Below are 16881 nucleotides of genomic sequence, written 5' to 3'. Positions count from 1 at the left end.
AGCCACAACGATCGGTTGTGCGCACCTAAGGTGAGCCGGTGGACACCGAGGCATTGCGATCGTTCGTCCGGGCGGCCGAGCTCGGGCAGTTGCGGCACGCGGCCGACGAGCTGGGCGTGACGCAGCAGGCCGTCTCCAAGCGGATCGCCGCCCTGGAGCGCGAGCTGGGGGTCCGCCTGTTCGCCCGTACCGCCCGGGGGGTCGAGCCGACGCCCGACGGACAGGCGTTCCTGCCGCACGCGCGGAGCATCGTCGCGGGTGTCGAGCGCGCCGTCGCCGCGGTCCGGCCGGGCTCCCGGGCCCTGCGGATCGACGTCCTCGGCCTGCGGAGCGCGCAGGCCGTCGTCCTGCACGACTACTGGCGGTCGCGTCCCGGAACCGCCCTCGACGTGGTGACCCTCCGGGTCGACGACCCGCGCGTGGCGGCCGCGGCCGTCGAGGCGGGCGACGTCGACGCCTCGTTCCGCACCGTCGTCGCCCCGGGCGCTGCGCGGCCCGGCCTGCGGACGGTCCGCGCGTTCGACTCCCCGCTGGAGCTGCTCGTCGGCCCCGCGCATCCGCTCGCCTCCGCGCGGGAACTGACGCCCGCGCAGCTGCGCAGGCACCGGATATGGGTTCCGGGCATCGCTCCCCGCAGCGAGTGGGCGGAGTTCTACGACCAGCTCGCCACCGCGTTCGACCTGCGCATCGACGCGGCGGGCCCGCACTTCGGCGACGAGGTGCTCCTGGACGTCCTCGCGGGCTCCGCGGACGTGGCCACCCTCGTCGGGGCACGCGACCGGTACGTCTGGCCGGCCGGGCACGACCTGCGCCGCATCCCCGTCGTGAACCCGGCCCTCGCCTACCCGCTCTCCCTCATCCTTCCCGGGACGAACCCGCATCCGGGACTCCGGGGAGTCATCGCCCACCTCGAAGGCCTGCCCGGGCTGCCGGGGAGGGTCTGGCTCCCGTCCTGGGCCACGACACCGCGGTGACCACCGCCGCCCGGCGGGTCCCGCCCGATCACCGGCACACCAGAGAAAGGACCACGGCATGTCCGGCGACCGTCTCATGCGCGTTCACAGCACCGAGTTCCAGAACATGGCCGCGAGGGTCCTGCGGGTCACCGAGCTCACCTCCCGCCTGAACGTCCTGCCCTTCGAGGACGAGGCGGGCAGGGCGGAGCTGTTCGAGAGGATCCTCGGCAGGCCACTGCCGGCGACGGTCACGATCTATCCGCCCTTCTACACCGACCACGGCCTTCGCCTCGACCTGGCGGAGCGCGTGTTCATCAACCAGAACTGCACGTTCCTGGACTACGCGGGCATCCGGCTCGGCGAGCGCGTGATGGTCGGGCCGAAGGTCACGTTCATCACTTCCGGCCACCCGGTCGACCCCGGGGAGCGACGGGAGTGGCTGAGCGGCGCGCCCATCGACGTGGCGGAGAACGTGTGGATCGGCGCCGGTGCCACGATCCTTCCCGGCGTCAGCATCGGCCGTGACGCCGTGGTCGCCGCCGGCGCGGTCGTGGCCGACGACGTTCCACCGGCGAGCCTGGTGACCGGCGGCAAGGCGGCCGTGCGGCGGCGGTGGTGACGGTGGTGACGACCTCTCCGGGGACGGGGACGCCCTCGGCGCGGCCCGCCGGCGTGGGCGCGAGGGTCAGGGCCGTTCGGACGCTCGCGGGACGAGCAGCCTCCGGTTGAACGCCTCGGTGACGGCCGCGGCGCGGTCGTTCACACCGAGCTTGGCGTAGATGTTCAGCAGGTGACTCTTGACCGTGGCCTCGGTGATGAACAGCCGGGCGGCCACCTCGCGGTTGGTGTTCCCGGCCGCCACGAGTTCGAGGACCTCCAGCTCCCGCCCGCTGAGCAGCTGCGGCGCGGGGGTCCTGACCCGGTTCATCAGCCGTGCCGCCACCGAGGGGGACAGCACGCTCTCGCCTCTGGCGGCGGCGCGCGCGGCACGCAGCAGGTCCTGCCGGGGGGAGTCCTTGAGCAGGTAGCCGGTCGCGCCCGCCTCGATGGCCGGGAGCACGTGGGTGTCGGTGTCGTAGGTCGTCAGGACCAGCACGCGCGCGTCGATCCCCAGCCTGGCGAGCTCGGTGATGGCGGTCAGCCCGTCCATGCCCGGCATGCGCAGGTCCATCAGGATCACGTCGGGCCGCAGCTCCCGGGCGAGCCGTACGGCCGCGGCGCCGTCAGCGGCCTCGCCCAGCACCTCGAATCCGGGGGCGGAGGCGAACATGCTGCTCAGCCCGTCCCTGACGATGGGATGGTCGTCCGCGATCAGCAACCGGATCGGGGGCTCGGCCGCGTGGTCGGCCGCGTGGTCGGTCATGTGCGGCTCCCGGCGGGCAGAAAAGGGTCGGTCATGTCCGGCTCCCGGCCGGCAGGAAGGGGTCGGTCATGTAAGGCTCCCGGCCGGCAGGAAGGGGAGGCAGGCCGAGATCCCGGTGCCGGCGCCGGGCTCGGACTCGATCCGCAGGCTCCCGGAGAGCCCTTCGATGCGCTGGCGCATGATGGTCAGGCCGAACCCGCCGTCGCGGGACGGCGGGTTCGGCTTACCATCCGCGGCCGTTCCGGCTTCGGGCCCCGCGAGGTCGAAACCCCTGCCGTCGTCGCGTACGTCCAGCGCCACCTCGTGTTCCAGGTAGGACAGCGTCACCCCGGCCCTGGTCGCGTGCGCGTGCCTGGCCACGTTGGCCAGGGCCTCCTGTGCCGTGCGCAGCAGCGCGAACTCGGCCTCCGGCGCCATCGGCCGTACCGTACCGGTCGTCGTCACCCGGACGGCGATCCCGTGCAGCTTCGACCACCGGTCGGCCACGTCGGCGAGCGCGTCGCTCAGGCGTGAGGTCTCCAGCGGCTCGGGCCGCAGCGCGTCGACCGAGCGCCGCGCCTCGGCCAGGCTCTCCCTGGCCAGGGTCTTGACGGCTCCGAAGGGCCGGCGCCACTGCTCCGGGACCTCGTGCATCTGCTCGGCCGCCTGGAGCTGCGCGATGATCCCGGTGAGCCCCTGGGCCAGGGTGTCGTGGATCTCGCGGGCCATCCGCTGGCGCTCGTCGAGGATCCCCGCCTCCCGGGCCTGGGCGAGCAGCTGGGCGTGCAGGCCGGCGTTCTCGGCGAGCGTCGCCTCCAGCAGCCGGTTCGTCCGGCTCAGCTCGGCGAGGGCCTGCTCGCGCTGCTCCTCCTCCCGCTCGGCGAGCCGGAGCACCCAGGCGGTGCCGCCCATGAGGACGACGTTGGCGACGACGATGGCCGCCGACAGCACCAGGCCGGACGTCGTCGTCCTGTCCACGCTGGAGGCCTGCGCGGCACCGGCCACGACCGCCACGGCGGCCACGCCCAGGAGCCGCCACGGCCAGCGCAGGACGGTGAAGGCGTAGATGTAGGGCACCGGGGTGAGCAGCCCGAAGGCGGGGTCCCGCACCACCAGGACCGCGGTGATCACCAGGATCCCGGCGAAGAACACCGCCATGAGCCGGGGCCGTTCCCACCGGTCGGGCCGCAGGGTGAACATGCCGAGCATCCACGCCGCGGCCAGCCCGCACAGGCCGAGGTCGATGAGCGGTGAGCCGCCCGCCCCGAGCTCCCTGACCGTCTTGAGGACGGCGAGAGCGGCCAGCAGCGTGTAGGGCACCGCGGTGACGAGGAGGAACGGTGGCCGTGTCCCCGCCGGGCGCCGGTACTCCGGCCGCCTCTGCCTGCTCACGATCTTCCTCCTTCGTACCGAGTCTATTGCCGGGGAACCCGCGGATCTATTCCCAGCGGAACCAGCGGACCGCGACGAGCGCGCACCCGGCCGCGTAGGCCGCCAGCGTCAGGAGGGGGACGGCGGACGGGAAGTGGCCCAGGTAGGCGTCCTGGAAGGCCTGCATGCCGGCGCCGAGCGGGGTGTAGTGGCTGATGGTCTGCAGCAGCGGCGGCATCTGCGTGATCGGCACCCAGAGCCCGGCGAAGAACATCATCGGGAAGAACAGCGCCGTGCCGGTCGCCGAGGCCGCGTTGCGTCCGGGTACCAGTGCGGTGACCAGCAGGCCGATGGCGAGCAGCGCGGCGGCGCCGAGCAGCCAGGCGACGGTGAAGCCGAACAGGTGCCTCGGCAGTTGCACGCCGAAGCCGAACCCGGCCACCGCGAGGAACAGGAGCATCGCGACGAGCGCGATGGCGAAGTTGGCCACGAGCTGGGCGGCGAGCAGGCGGACCGGACCGATCGGCGTGGTCCGCATGCGGCGCAGCACGCCGTTCTCCCGGTATCCCGCGAGCGTGGTCGGCAGGGCGGTCATGGCCAGGATGGCCAGGTTGAACAGGATCAGGACAGGCACGTAGAGGTCGAAGATCGTCAGTCCGCCGGCGGCCTCCTGGCGTTCCCGCAGGGCGGGGATGCTGCCGAGGATGATCAGCACGAGCAGCGGGCAGCCGACGCCCCAGATGGGGCCGACCTTGTCGCGGAGGCACAGCCTGCTCTCGGCCTTGATGAGCTTCCACGTTATGGAACCGCGCTTGGCGGTGACGGGGGCCGTGGCGGTGGTCAGAGCTGACATGGGGGGTTTCCTCTCGCTGGTCTTCGTCGGGCAGGTTCGGTGGGGGGTCGGGTCGAGTCGGTGCGGCTCGGTGCGGGTTGGTTCGGAGCGGTTCGCTGCGGTTCCCTGTGGTTCGCTGCGATTCGGGCCGGTCCGGGCCGCTCCGGACGAGCCGGCCCGGGTCAGGCGGTGGTGTCGAGGCGTTTGCCGGTCAGCTCGACGAACGCGTCCTCCAGGCTCGCCTGCTCGACGCGCAGCCGTTCGGCCACGATCTGGTTGCGGGCCAGCACGGCGGTGACGGCGTTGAGCGCGTTGTCGTTGCCGTTGACGACGACGAACTCCCCCCGGCGGGTGACGCGGGAGACGTCGGGCAGGTCCGCCAGCAGGCGCTCGTCCATCGGCCTGGAGGGGCAGAACTGGATGCGCTGCTCGATGCGGGCCCGTTCGGTGAGGCCGGCCGGGGTGTCCACCGCGACGACGCGGCCCGCGTCGATCAGCGCCAGCCGGTCGCACAACCGCTCGGCCTCCTCCATGAAGTGGGTGACCAGCACGATCGTCACCCCGCGGGAGCGCACGCCCTCGATCAGGTCCCAGGTGTCGCGCCGTGCCTGCGGGTCGAGGCCGGTGGTGAGCTCGTCGAGGATCGCCACCCGGGGGTTGCCGACGAGGGCCAGCGCGATCGACAGCCGCTGCTTCTGGCCACCGGACAGCTTGGCGTACCCGGTCTTCGCCTTGTCGGCCAGGCCGAGTCCGTCCATCAGCGCGCGCCAGTCGGCCGGCTCGGGATAGAAGGAGCTGTACAGCTCCAGGGCCTCGGCGACCTGAAGCCGGTCGGGGAGCTGGCCGGCCTGCAGCTGGACGCCCAGACGCCGGGTCAGCTCGGCGCGGTCCCGGTGGGGGTCGAGCCCGAGCACCCTGATCTCGCCCCGGTCCGGCGTGCGGAGGCCCTCGATGCACTCCACGGTCGTCGTCTTGCCGGCGCCGTTGGGGCCGAGGATCCCGAAGATCTCGCCCTCCTGCACGGTGAGCGAGACGTCATCGACCGCGATCTTGTCGTCGTAGCGCTTGTGGAGGTTGCGTACCTCGATCACTGGCGGCATGCGGTGTCCTTCCGGGTTCGTCTCAGCGGGGGGATCGACTGCCTTCAGCCTGCTGGACCAGCCCTTTTTCCGGCACCGGCCAGGGGACGGGACCCGGCCGCCGAACGGTGGGGACGCCGAGTCAGCCGATCGGCTGATCGCCGGCCGGACGCGGGCATCGGCGTCGCGCGGCCGGACACGCCCGGCCGCGCGGTCACGCCGTCACCGCGTCGTCACGGGGCCGGGACGCGGTTCATCTCGGGGTGAGCAGGCCGCGCCGGTAGGCGCGGACCAGGGGGCGGGGCACCAGCAGCTCCCGTCCCTCGACGGTGATCGGCACCAGGTCGGGGGCGGTGGCCTTCCACTGCGATCGGCGGTGGCGGGTGTTGCTGCGCGACATCTTGCGCTTGGGGACGGCCACGGCTCACCAGCTCGCCTTCGTGATGCCGGGCAGCTCGCCGCGGTGGGCCATCTCGCGGAAGCGGATGCGCGACAGGCCGAACTTCGTCAGGTGGCCGCGGGGGCGGCCGTCGACGGTGTCGCGGTTGCGCACTCGGGTGGCGGAGGCGTCGCGCGGCTGGCGGGCCAGTGCCCGTACGGCCTGCTCGCGCTGTTCGGCGGTGCCGGTGCGGACGAGCTCCTTGAGCTCGGCCCGGCGCGCGGCGTGGCGGGCCACGACGGCCTTGCGGCGCTCGTTGGCGGCGATCTTGCTCTTCTTGGCCATCAGACCTTTCCTCCCCGGGCGCGGATGCGGGCCACGGCCGCCTCGACGCCGATCTTGTCGACGGTCTTGACCGCCCTGGCGCTGAGCGTGAGCCGTACGAAGCGGTTCTCGGTGGGCAGCCAGTAGCGGTGGTGCTGGATGTTGGGGTTCCAGCGGCGGCGGGTGCGCCGGTGGGAGTGGGAGACGTTGTTGCCGAAGACCGGCGCGGTGCCGGTGAGCTGGCAGTGGGCGGACATCAGTTCCTCCCGTAGCGCTGCTTGAAGCGCTCGACGCGGCCGGCGGTGTCCAGCACGCGGCTGCGGCCGGTGTAGAAGGGGTGGCCGGCCGAGGAGACGTCGACGTCGACGACGGGGTAGGTGTTGCCGTCCTCCCACTCGATGGTCTTGGTGCTGGTCATGGTGGATCGGGTCAGGAACGCGAAGCCCGCGCCGGGGTCGCGGAAGACCACGGGGCGGTAGTCGGGATGGACGCCCTTCTTCACGGGGTCATCGCTCCTCTCGGAAGAGCACGTGCCTGCGCAGGGTCGGGTCGTACTTGCGCAGGGTGAGGCGGTCGGGGTCGTTGCGCCGGTTCTTGCGGGTCACGTAGGTGTGGCCGGTGCCCTCGGTGGATCTGAGTTTGATCACGGGGCGGAGCTCGTTTCTGGCCATGGCGTTCCTCTCTGGCGGCCGAGGCATGCAATGATAACGGGAACGATTTTCATTTCGCACATCGGAGACCGGTGCCGCGAGACCGGGCACGAGACCGTGCCCGCACCCGGAAGGAGACCCGTGTCCACCCCCGTCGTCCTCGTCGCCGGCCTGCACGCGCCCGCCCGCACCGCCGCCGTCGACCGGCTGCTGCACGACCATCCCGGCTCCGTCGCCGTCCACCACGACCTGCGCTCGGTGGCCGGCGGCCGCGTCGAGCGCGTGGTCCGCGACCGCTCCGGCGTCCTCGACCTGGCCGAGGTACGGCTCGCGCACGGCTGCGTCACCTGCACCGTCCGCGAGGACCTGCTCCCCGAGCTCGTCCGGCGCGCCCCGGCCGCCTCCCTGCTGGTCGTGGACCTGTGGGACTCGGTCGAGCCCCGGCCGGTGGCCGAGGCGATCGACTGCGACGAGGCCCGTGACACGCTGCGCCTGACCGCCGTGCTCACCGCGCTGGACGCCGAGCACATGCCGGTCGACATCACCCGCGGCGACCGCCTCGCCGAGACCGGCCAGATCGCGGCCCTCGGCGACGAGCGCCACCTGGCCGAGGTGCTGGCCCGGCAGATCGAGTACGCCACCGGCCTGGTGCTGCACGGCGGTGACGCCGGGGACCCCGAGGACATCGAGCTGACCCGCGCCGTGCTCGGCCACCTGGCGCCCGTCACCCCGGTCTTCGACGCCGGCGCGCCTCCCGTGGTGACCGGCGCCGCCCTGTGCACCGTCACGCTGGCCGAGCGGGTCGACCCGGCCACCGCCCAGCTGCCCGTCGACGCCCGTACCGACGAGATCACCACCGTGGTCTGGCACCGGCTGCGCCCGCTGCACCCCGGGCGCCTGTTCGACGCCGTGGACGAGCTGGTCACCGGGTCGGTCCGCTCCCGCGGCCGGTTCTGGCTGGCCACCCGCCACGAGCGCCTGCTGGCCTGGGACGCGGTGGCCGGCGTCGTCTCGGTCGAGGACGCCGGGCCGTGGCTGGCCGCGCTTCCCGAGGCCGCCTGGGAGATGGTCTCCCCCGCCCGCCGCAGCGCGGCCACCCTCGACTGGAACGACATCACCGGCGACCGGGTGCAGCACCTGGTCTTCACCGGCCCCGACCTCGACCGCGAGCGCCTGCACGCCCTGCTCGACTCCTGCCTGCTCACCCAGGAGGAGAGCCTGGCCGGCTCCGACGTCTGGGCCGGCTACGACGACCCGTTCGCCCACCTCCTCGACCTGAGGGAGATCGCATGAGGACCCGCACCCCCCGTAAGAAGAGCAACCCGCTGCGCGGGGCGACCTACGTCGACTACAAGGACACCGACCTGCTGCGCAGGTTCATCTCCGACCGCGGCAAGATCCGCAGCCGCCGCGTCACCGGCGTCACCGTCCAGCAGCAACGACAGCTCGCCCGGGCCGTCAAGAACGCCCGGGAGATGGCCCTGCTGCCCTACGCCACCCGCCCCCGCGGCTGACGCCGCCCTCCGCTCCCCGCCACCGGCCGCGTGCGCGAGGGCGGACCCGGCGCACCTTCCCGAGGCTCCACCGCCCGGCGGCCTTGCCGGAGACGTTCGACACCTGTTATCTATTTAACAGGTGTCGCCATGGGAGGGCCGCGATGAGCGTTCGATATCGACCCCGCACGATCGGCTTTCACGGCGTCGAGCCGGTCGGCGGCGGGTGGGCGGTGAAGATGTACGGCATCGCCGCGCACGCCGAGGCCCCGCGTGCCGCCCTGCTGACCGCGACCGCGAAGATCGCGGCCTCGGCGCTGCCGAGGCGGGCGCACGGCGGCGGACGGCACGGCGTCGGCTTCGCCGTCGCGCACGACGCGGCCGACCTCTGCTTCGCGCTGATCGACTGGTGGTCCGGCGACAACGAGCTGCATCAGCGACTGTTCTCCTCACCGCTGGACCGGCCCTCGGAGCTGCGCCCCCATCCGGGCCGGGCCATCGGGTGCGTCTGGGAACTGGAGGCCACCGACTTCGAGCGGCGGGCCTGGCTGCGGCACGTGCTGGCCAATCCGGAGGGACCGGATCTGGACGCCTACATGGCGGACCACTTCGAAGGAAGGATCTGAGCGATGGGAATGACACCGGAGAGGCTGGCCGGATTCGGCGCGGCGTGGAGGAGGAAGGACCTCGACCTGCTCATGGACTTCATGACGGACGACTGCGTCTTCGTGGCCTCCGTCGGCGCCGAGCCCGGAACCACCTTCCGCGGGCGGGAGGAGGTACGGCGCGGCTTCGCGCTGATGCTCGCCCACGACGAGGGGTACGAGTCACGGGGCGGCGAGGCGTTCGTCGCCGGTGACCGCGGCGCCTCGACATGGTCCTACACGCGTACGGACGAGGACGGGCGGGTGCACGAGGTGCACGGCTGCGACCTCTTCGCGTTCGACGGTGACCGCATCCGGGTGAAGGACGCCTATCGCAGGGTGCGCGGGGACATCGGCGATGTTGCCACCGGCCACTCCTGAGGAGGTCACCGGCCTGCCCGACGCCGTCGCGCTGATCCACCGTTTCACCAACACCGACGACCGGCGCACCTTCGTCGTCCACGGCCGGCGCCTCGAGGCGAACGACCGCCTGGCCACACCCGCCGACCTGGAACGCTGGTTGCGCGAGCACGACCTGCCGGATCCCGGCGGTGCGGCCGGCCACACCGACCTCGCCCGTGCCCGCGACCTGCGCGCGGCCCTTCGCCGGGCCCTCGGGGAGCGGGGCGAGGTCCTGCTCGACCTCCCCGTGCGGGTCAGGCTGACCGCGCGCGGCGCCGAGCCGGTGGCCCTCGGCGACCCGGTGACCGTCGCGCTCGGCCGGATCGTCGCGGCGGCGGTCACCGCCACGGCGGACGGCACCTGGCGGCGGCTCGGCATCTGCCCCGCCCCCGACTGCCAGTGGGTCTTCTACGACCGGTCCCGTCCCGGCCGGGCCCGGTGGTGCTCACCGCACCTGTGCGGCAACCGCATGAAGACGCAGGCCTATCGCCGCCGGACCCCGGAGGAGACCTGACCCGGGCCCGACCCTGACCCCGGGCCCGCCCTGACCCTGACCCCGGCCCCGGCCCCGGCCCCGGCGCCCATGATCGGGCCGTGGAGGCCCGGGCCGGCGCCGGTCGCGTCCGGCCAGGTAAAAAATCCAGTTGTGACACGGGTGCATTGACCCTGTCACAACATCAGCGCATACTTTTCCTCATGGAGCCACAGAAGTCCACAGAAGTGGTCATCAGTGCTGCCCACTGAGCGGCACGCGCGGATCGGTGAGGCGCTCCGGGCCTCCCGGGTCGTCAGCACCGACGACCTCGCGCGCGAGCTGGGCGTGTCGGCGGAGACGATCCGCCGCGACCTCGTGCTGCTCGAACGCCGGGGCATGCTGGCGCGCGTCCACGGAGGGGCGACGATCGCGCTCGGGCAGGCCGCGGGCGAGGAGGCCCCGTTCGCCGAGCGCACCGGGACCGCCGCGGAGGCCAAGAGCCGCATCGGGCGTGCCGCGGCGGGGCTGGCGCGTCCCGGCCAGACGGTCGTGATCGACGTGGGGACCACCGCCGTGCAGGTCGCCCGGGCCCTGCCGCTGGACTTCTCCGGGATCGTCGCCACCTGTTCCCTGCTGGTCGCCGCGGAGCTGTCCGAGCGGCCGGGCGTCGAGGTCCTGGTCTGCGGGGGCAGGCTCAGGGCCGGGGATCTCGCGCTCTCGAACTCGCTCGCCCAGGCGTTCTTCGCCGACCTGAACCCGGACGTCGCCTTCCTCGGCTCCGGCGGCGTCGACGCGGTGGCCGGGCTGACCGACTACTACCTGGACGAGATCGCGACGCGGAGGATCATCCTCAGGAACGCGACGCGCTCGTACGCGCTCGCCGATTCGAGCAAGTTCGGGCTGGTCGCCCGGCACCGGGTCGCCGGCCTGGGAGAGCTCGCCGGGCTCGTCACCGAGACCGAACCGCCGTCCGCCGTCCGGGACGCCGTCACCCGCGAGGGAGGGGTGATCGTCCTGCCGTGACCGCCACCCGTCGACCATGAAGCTCTCCGGCAGCGAACGAGCGAGCCGGGCGGCGCGGCAACGCCACCCGGCTCGGATCACCACACCGATGCGCCATCTGACAGGAAACACAGGAGCTGGTAATCCATGACCCATTATTCACCCCCCGCGGGGGGAGATCGCGAAACCGGCGGAAACGTCGAGGAGTTCGGCTACCGGCAGGCGATGCAGCGCGGCACCGGGCGTTTCGCCTCGTTCGCGGTGGCGTTCGCCTTCGTCTCGATCGCCACCGGCATCTTCACCACGTACGGCGCGGTGCTGAACAGCTCGGGGCCGGCCGGTATCTGGACCTGGCCGATCGTGATCGTCGGGCAGCTCGCCGTCGCGTTCATCTTCGGCTCGCTGGCCGCGCGCATCCCGGTGACCGGGTACTCCTACCAGTGGATGTCCCGGCTGGCGAACCCCGTCCTCGGCTGGATCATCGGCTGGATCTCGTTCACGTTCCTGGCGATCGTGGTCGTGGCCGTGGACTACACGATCGCCTCCACCGTCATGCCCGTGCTGCTGGGGTACGAGGGGACGCCGCTGAACGCGTGGGTGATCACCAGCGTGGTCCTCCTGGCCCAGGCCGTCCTGGTGGCGCTGTCCACGAAGTGGACCGAGCGCGTCAACAACTTCGCGGTGACCGCCGAGCTCATCGGCATGATCGCCCTCGTCCTGCTGCTGCTGGGCGTCGGCTTCGTCGCCAAGGAGGTCAACGTCGCGAACCTGTTCAGCACCGGCGCCGTGTCGTCCGAGGGCTACCTCGGCTTCGGCACGCTGACCTCGGCCGGGCCGTGGATGCTGGGGTTCCTGCTGGGCGCGTTCACGATCGTCGGCTTCGAGTCGGCGGCCAACCTCGCCGAGGAGACCAAGGACCCCGCCCGCGTCGTCCCCCGCGCCATGTGGCAGGCGGTGCTCGCCTCCGGGGTGCTCGGCTTCCTGTTCCTGGTCGCGGTCACCCTGCTGGCCGGTGACCCGGTCGAGCTGGCGAAGTCCGGGACGCCGGTGGCGGACGTGATCAGCCGGGTTCTCGGCCCCGTCGTGGGCACGGCCCTGCTCGTGCTCGTGGTGATCGCGATCTTCGCCTGCGGGATGGTGATCCTGATGACCGGGGTGCGCCTGGTCTGGGCGATGTCCCGCGACCGGCGGTTCCCCGGCTGGCAGGCCCTGAGCCAGGTCTCGCCGCGCTTCGGCACGCCGCTGAAGGCCACCGTGTTCATGCTCGTCGTCGGCGAGCTGATCCTGGCGATCTTCTCCACCCGGACCGACGCCCTCTTCGGGCTGTTCGCCGCCGCCACCCTGCTGCCGGCGATCATCTACACCGGGACCGTCGTCATGTACGTGGTCAAGCGCAGGACGCTGCCGCCGAGCAAGGGCTTCGACCTGGGACGGTGGGAGATCCCGGTGATCGTCGTCGCCCTGGTCTGGCTCGTGTTCGAGCTGCTGCTGTTCCGCGACGCCTCGTTCGTGGAACCGTGGATCTACGTCCTCATCATGCTCGCCCTGGGGGCCGCGTACCTGGCCTACCTGCTCGCCACCAAGGGCGTCAGGGGCCTGGCGATGCCGGACATGCACTCCATCGACGCGGCGCTGACCGCGGACACGACCGGCACAGCGACCGGGACCGGGGCCGGGACCGCGGCCGAGAACGGGAGCGGGAGCGGGAGCGTCCGGGACGGACGCGCGGAGGGGAGACACCAGCGGTGACCACCGTACTGGCGATAGACCAGGGCACCTCCGCCACCAAGGCGATCGTCGTCGACGCCGGTGGCGAGGTGCTGGGCCTCGCCGAGCTGCCGGTCCGCCCCTCCTACCTGCCGGGGGGCGGGGTCGAGCAGGACCCGCGGGAACTGCTCGACTCGGTCCTCGACGCCGGCCGCCAGGCCGTCGCGCGGGCCGGGGTGCCGGTCGACGCCGTCACGCTGGCCAACCAGGGCGAGACCGTGCTGGCCTGGGACCCGGCGACGGGCACCCCCCTGTCCCCCGCCGTCGTCTGGCAGGACCGCAGGTCGGAGGGCATCTGCACGGAGCTGGGCGGGTCCGCGGAGCACATCGCCGCCACCACGGGCCTGGTCCTCGACCCGTACTTCTCCGCGCCGAAGATGGCCTGGCTGCGCCGGAACGTGACCCGGGAAGGGGTGGTCACCACCTCCGACTCCTGGATCGTGCACCACCTGACCGGGGAGTTCGTCACCGACGTCGCCACGGCGAGCCGGTCGCTGGTCACCCGGCTCGACGACGGCGAGTGGGATCCGGAGCTGCTGGAGCTGTTCGGCCTCGGCACCGAACCCCTGCCGCGGATCGTCTCCTCCGACGAGGTGGCCGGTCACACCTCCGCGTTCGGCGGGCACGTCCCCGTCGCCGGGCTGGTGGTCGACCAGCAGGCGGCGCTGCTCGCCGAGAACTGCCTGCGGGCCGGCGAGGCCAAGTGCACCTTCGGCACCGGTGCGTTCCTGCTCGCCAACACCGGCGCCTCGGCCGCGCGCTCCACCGCCGGGCTGGCCGCCTCGATCGCCTGGCGGGTCCGGGGCGAGACCTCGTACTGCTTCGACGGCCAGGTCTACACGGCCGCCTCGGCCGTGCGGTGGCTGCAGGACCTCGGCCTCGTCCGCACCGCCGCGGACCTGGACGCGGTCGCGGCCGGCGACGCCGAGGGGGTGCTGTGCGTCCCGGCGCTGGCGGGCCTGGCCGCCCCGTGGTGGCGTCCCGACGCCAGGGCCTCGTTCTCCGGGATGACCCTCTCCACCGGCCCGGGGCACCTCGTGCTGGCCGTCCTCGAAGGGATCGCGGCCCAGGTCGCCGAACTGGGCGACCTGGTCGCCGCGGACCTCGGGCGGCCGCTGACCCGGCTGCGGGTGGACGGCGGGCTCACCCGCAGCAGGGTCCTCATGCAGGCGGTCGCCGATCTGATGCGGATCCGGATCGACGTCTACCCCTCCCAGCACGCCACCCCGATGGGCGCGGTGGCACTGGCCCGCACCGCGCTCGACCCGTCGCTCTCCCTGCAGGACGCGGTGAACGCGTGGGAGCCCAGCACGACGTACGAACCCCGATGGTCCGCGGACCGGGCGGCGGACTTCCGCTCCCGCTGGAGGGACGCCGTCGCCACCGCCCTGACCCAGGAGGCAAGCCAGTGAACGACACCACGGGCACGACCACCGGTACGCCCACCGCCACGGACACCACCGTGTTCGACGTGGTGGTGATCGGCGCCGGCATCGTCGGCTCGGCCGTCGCCAGGAAGCTGGCGTCCTACGAGCTGAGCGTCGCGCTGCTGGACGCGCGGGACGACGTCGGTGACGGCACGAGCAAGGCGAACACCGCCATCCTGCACACCGGCTTCGACGCCACGCCCGGCACGCTCGAGTCCCGGCTGGTCCGCGAGGGCTACCACCTGCTGTCGGACTACGCGGAGCGGACCGGCATCCCCGTGGAGCGCACCGGGGCCGTGCTGGTGGCCTGGACCGACGAGGAGCTCGGCGCGCTGCCGGGCCTGCGGGAGAAGGCGGAACGGAACGGCTACGACCGGACGGAGATCATCGACTCCGCCGAGGTGTACCGGCAGCTCCCCCACCTCGGCGAGGGGGTCCTGGGAGGCCTCACCGTCCCCGACGAGTCCATCGTCTGCACCTGGACCACCAACCTCGCCCTGGCCACCGACGCCGTCGGCCGCGGGGTGACGCTGCTGCTGAACCGGGCGGTCCGCTCGGCCGAGGACCTCGGCGGCACGACCGTGCTGCACACCTCCTCCGGGGACGTGAACACCCGCTGGGTCGTCAACGCGGCCGGGCTCGGCGCCGACGTCGTCGACCGGCTGTTCGGCCACGACCGCTTCACCGTCACGCCGCGGCGCGGCGAGCTGGTGGTCTACGACAAGCTCGCCCGCCCGCTGGTCAGCAAGATCATCCTTCCGGTGCCCAGCTCCCGGGGCAAGGGCGTGCTGATCAGTCCCACCGTCTACGGCAACGTGCTGCTCGGCCCCACCGCCGAGGACCTCGTCGACCGCACCGACACCGGGACCTCGGAGAAGGGGCTGGAGTTCCTGATGGCCAAGGGCGAGAGGCTGATGCCCGACCTGTTGCGGGAGGAGGTCACCGCCACCTACGCCGGGCTGCGCGCGGCGAGCGACCACCCGGACTACCTCATCGAGGCCGACCCCGGGCGGCGCTACGTCCTGGTCGGCGGGATCCGCTCGACCGGCCTGACCGCGGGGATCGCCATCGCCGAGTACGTCGCCGACCTGGCCCGCGACGCCGGGCTGGCGCTCGTGTCCCGCGAGGACCTGCCGGAGCCGCCCCGCATGCCCAACCTCGGGGAGGCGTACCCGCGCCCGTACCAGGACGCCGCCCGGATCGCCGCCGACCCCGCGTACGGCAAGGTGGTCTGCTTCTGCGAGCGGGTGACCGCGGGCGAGATCCGCGACGCCTTCCGCTCCCCGATCCCACCGGTCGGCCTGGACGGGCTGCGCCGCCGCACCCGGGCGATGAACGGGCGCTGCCAGGGGTTCTACTGCGGCGCCGAGATCGGCGGGCTGCTGGAGCGCCGGGGCGAGATCCGCGACGGCGGGGACGAGAGCACCGGCGGACATCCCCGCGTACCGCTGGAGGCCCGGCGATGACGTCCACCGACCTGACCGGCGTCACCGTCCTGACCCCGTCCGTCGTCATCGTCGGCGGCGGACCGGCCGGGCTGAGCGCCGCCCGCGAGCTCGCGCCGAGGGTCGAGGGCGACGTGCTCGTCCTGGACCGGGAGAGCACGGCCGGGGGCATCCCCCGCCACAGTGACCACCCCGGCTACGGGATCAGGGACATGTGGCGCTTCATGAGCGGGCCCGCCTACGCCAGGAGGCTCGTGCGGGAGGCCGAGGCCGCCGGGGCGACGATCCGGACGGAGGCCACCGTGACGAACTGGGCCGGTGACCTCACGATCGAGGCCACCACCCCGCAGGGCCGCATCCGGGTGGAGGCGCGGGCCGTCGTGCTGGCCACCGGCGCCCGCGAGCGCCCGCGCCCGGCCCGTCTCATCCCCGGGGACCGCGCCCACGGCGTCTACACCACCGGCCACCTGCAGAACCTCGTCCACCTGCGGCACGGCAGGGTCGGCCGCAGGGCCGTCATCGTCGGCGCGGAGCTCGTCAGCTGGTCGGCCGCGCTGACGCTGCGCGAGGCCGGTTGCCGGACCGTCCTGATGACCACCGAGTACCCGCGGGCCGACTCCTACGCCCTGTTCAGCGTCCCCGGCAGGATCCTGTTCCGGACCCGGGTCGCCACCCGCACCCGCGTGACGAGGGTCATCGGCCGGCCGGAGCTCGAAGCGGTCGAGATCGAGAACGTCGACACCGGCGTGAGACGGGTCGTCGCGTGCGACACGCTCGTCCTCACCGGCGGCTGGATCCCCGACCACGAGCTGGCGCGCGCCGCGGGGATCACCCTGGACCCGGGCACGAACGGCCCCCTGGTCGACGGCGCCATGCGGACCGAACGGCCCGGGGTGTTCGCCGCGGGCAACCTGCTCCACCCGGTCGACACGGCCGACATCGCGGCGATCGACGGTGCCCACGTGGCCCGCTCGGTCGTCGCCTGGCTGGACGGCGTGACCCCACCGGCCGAGCAGGTACGGCTCCTCGCCGACGCGCCCTTCCGCTGGGTGTCGCCGGAGGTCTTCCGCCCCGGGGACCCCGCCCCGGCCCGCGACCGGCTCCTGCTGTGGAGCGACCGCTACATCCCCTTCCCCCGGATCGTCCTGCGGCAGGGGGGAAGGGTCGTCGCCCGCAGGCGGGTGTGGTGGCCCGCGGCCCCGGGCCGGGTGTTCCGCGTCCCGGCGGGCATCCTGGCCGCGATCGACCCCGACGACGGTCCCGTGCACATCGGCGTGGACTCCTGACGCCCAC

21 protein-coding genes are annotated in these 16881 nt (G+C 72.9%); 12 read left to right on the top strand and 9 right to left on the bottom strand.

Annotated features, from left to right (window positions below):
• The first annotated feature begins 38 nt into the window (after positions 1 to 38).
• Positions 39 to 974: a LysR family transcriptional regulator gene (locus tag ABD832_RS20340; RefSeq protein ID WP_344897672.1), complete on the top strand. Its 936-nt coding sequence runs from the start codon at positions 39 to 41 to the stop codon at positions 972 to 974.
• Between the two features lie 58 nt (positions 975 to 1032).
• The gene (locus ABD832_RS20335; protein ID WP_344897669.1) at positions 1033 to 1575 is read left to right on the top strand and encodes a DapH/DapD/GlmU-related protein; all 543 of its coding nucleotides are present in this window, start codon (positions 1033 to 1035) and stop codon (positions 1573 to 1575) included.
• Positions 1576 to 1641: 66 nt separating this feature from the next.
• Here the strand turns inward: ABD832_RS20335 and ABD832_RS20330 are convergent, their stop codons facing one another.
• The 9 genes from ABD832_RS20330 to rpmG form a co-directional block, all read right to left on the bottom strand.
• Positions 1642 to 2319 carry a response regulator gene (locus tag ABD832_RS20330; RefSeq protein ID WP_344897666.1) on the bottom strand — a complete coding sequence of 226 codons (678 nt, stop codon included), beginning with the start codon at positions 2317 to 2319 and terminating at the stop codon, positions 1642 to 1644.
• Between the two features lie 66 nt (positions 2320 to 2385).
• Positions 2386 to 3690, bottom strand: a complete 1305-nt coding sequence (locus tag ABD832_RS20325; protein WP_344897663.1) for a sensor histidine kinase — start codon at positions 3688 to 3690, stop codon at positions 2386 to 2388.
• A 46-nt stretch (positions 3691 to 3736) separates the two neighbouring features.
• Positions 3737 to 4522 carry an ABC transporter permease gene (locus ABD832_RS20320; RefSeq protein WP_344897660.1) on the bottom strand — a complete coding sequence of 262 codons (786 nt, stop codon included), beginning with the start codon at positions 4520 to 4522 and terminating at the stop codon, positions 3737 to 3739.
• A gap of 161 nt (positions 4523 to 4683) precedes the next feature.
• Positions 4684 to 5601 carry an ABC transporter ATP-binding protein gene (locus ABD832_RS20315; protein ID WP_344897657.1) on the bottom strand — a complete coding sequence of 306 codons (918 nt, stop codon included), beginning with the start codon at positions 5599 to 5601 and terminating at the stop codon, positions 4684 to 4686.
• Positions 5602 to 5833: 232 nt separating this feature from the next.
• On the bottom strand, positions 5834 to 6001 hold the full coding sequence (rpmF, locus tag ABD832_RS20310; RefSeq protein WP_344897654.1) for a 50S ribosomal protein L32: 168 nt from the start codon (positions 5999 to 6001) through the stop codon (positions 5834 to 5836).
• 3 nt (positions 6002 to 6004) lie between these two features.
• Complete coding sequence (gene rpsN / locus ABD832_RS20305; RefSeq protein ID WP_344897651.1) at positions 6005 to 6304, bottom strand: 30S ribosomal protein S14; 300 nt, start codon at positions 6302 to 6304, stop codon at positions 6005 to 6007.
• On the bottom strand, positions 6304 to 6540 hold the full coding sequence (gene rpmB / locus ABD832_RS20300; protein ID WP_344897647.1) for a 50S ribosomal protein L28: 237 nt from the start codon (positions 6538 to 6540) through the stop codon (positions 6304 to 6306). Before rpmB ends, rpsN begins: the two co-directional genes overlap by 1 nt.
• Entirely contained in the window at positions 6540 to 6785 is a 246-nt protein-coding gene (locus tag ABD832_RS20295) for a type B 50S ribosomal protein L31 (RefSeq protein WP_344897644.1), read from the bottom strand. Before ABD832_RS20295 ends, rpmB begins: the two co-directional genes overlap by 1 nt.
• Positions 6786 to 6789: 4 nt before the next feature.
• The gene (gene rpmG / locus ABD832_RS20290) at positions 6790 to 6954 is read right to left on the bottom strand and encodes a 50S ribosomal protein L33 (protein WP_344897641.1); all 165 of its coding nucleotides are present in this window, start codon (positions 6952 to 6954) and stop codon (positions 6790 to 6792) included.
• Positions 6955 to 7074: 120 nt separating this feature from the next.
• Here rpmG and ABD832_RS20285 point away from each other — a divergent pair, with 120 nt between their 5' ends.
• The 10 genes from ABD832_RS20285 to ABD832_RS20240 all read left to right on the top strand — a co-directional run bounded on the left by ABD832_RS20285 (position 7075) and on the right by ABD832_RS20240 (position 16874).
• Positions 7075 to 8226 (top strand): CobW family GTP-binding protein, encoded by a 1152-nt coding sequence (locus tag ABD832_RS20285; protein ID WP_344897638.1) that lies wholly within the window; start codon positions 7075 to 7077, stop codon positions 8224 to 8226.
• The gene (rpsR, locus tag ABD832_RS20280; protein ID WP_344897635.1) at positions 8223 to 8447 is read left to right on the top strand and encodes a 30S ribosomal protein S18; all 225 of its coding nucleotides are present in this window, start codon (positions 8223 to 8225) and stop codon (positions 8445 to 8447) included. The genes ABD832_RS20285 and rpsR overlap by 4 nt, the downstream gene beginning before the upstream one ends.
• Before the next feature lie 143 nt (positions 8448 to 8590).
• A complete protein-coding gene (locus ABD832_RS20275) occupies positions 8591 to 9052 on the top strand; it encodes a hypothetical protein (protein ID WP_344897632.1) in 462 nt (153 codons plus the stop codon).
• 3 nt (positions 9053 to 9055) lie between these two features.
• A complete protein-coding gene (locus ABD832_RS20270) occupies positions 9056 to 9451 on the top strand; it encodes a nuclear transport factor 2 family protein (protein ID WP_344897629.1) in 396 nt (131 codons plus the stop codon).
• The gene (locus ABD832_RS20265) at positions 9429 to 9986 is read left to right on the top strand and encodes a CGNR zinc finger domain-containing protein (protein ID WP_344897626.1); all 558 of its coding nucleotides are present in this window, start codon (positions 9429 to 9431) and stop codon (positions 9984 to 9986) included. The genes ABD832_RS20270 and ABD832_RS20265 overlap by 23 nt, the downstream gene beginning before the upstream one ends.
• A 216-nt stretch (positions 9987 to 10202) precedes the next feature.
• Complete coding sequence (locus tag ABD832_RS20260; protein ID WP_344897623.1) at positions 10203 to 10970, top strand: DeoR/GlpR family DNA-binding transcription regulator; 768 nt, start codon at positions 10203 to 10205, stop codon at positions 10968 to 10970.
• Positions 10971 to 11096: 126 nt separating this feature from the next.
• Positions 11097 to 12698, top strand: a complete 1602-nt coding sequence (locus ABD832_RS20255; protein ID WP_344897620.1) for an amino acid permease — start codon at positions 11097 to 11099, stop codon at positions 12696 to 12698.
• Positions 12695 to 14128 carry an FGGY family carbohydrate kinase gene (locus ABD832_RS20250; RefSeq protein WP_344897617.1) on the top strand — a complete coding sequence of 478 codons (1434 nt, stop codon included), beginning with the start codon at positions 12695 to 12697 and terminating at the stop codon, positions 14126 to 14128. Before ABD832_RS20255 ends, ABD832_RS20250 begins: the two co-directional genes overlap by 4 nt.
• A complete protein-coding gene (locus ABD832_RS20245) occupies positions 14125 to 15609 on the top strand; it encodes an NAD(P)/FAD-dependent oxidoreductase (RefSeq protein ID WP_344897614.1) in 1485 nt (494 codons plus the stop codon). The genes ABD832_RS20250 and ABD832_RS20245 overlap by 4 nt, the downstream gene beginning before the upstream one ends.
• Positions 15606 to 16874 (top strand): NAD(P)/FAD-dependent oxidoreductase, encoded by a 1269-nt coding sequence (locus ABD832_RS20240; RefSeq protein ID WP_344897611.1) that lies wholly within the window; start codon positions 15606 to 15608, stop codon positions 16872 to 16874. The genes ABD832_RS20245 and ABD832_RS20240 overlap by 4 nt, the downstream gene beginning before the upstream one ends.
• Positions 16875 to 16881: the final 7 nt, after the last annotated feature.

It is taken from the genome of Streptosporangium longisporum, from assembly GCF_039534895.1.
GTDB lineage: Bacteria > Actinomycetota > Actinomycetes > Streptosporangiales > Streptosporangiaceae > Streptosporangium > Streptosporangium longisporum.
This window is presented reverse-complemented; position numbering and strand designations above follow the sequence as displayed.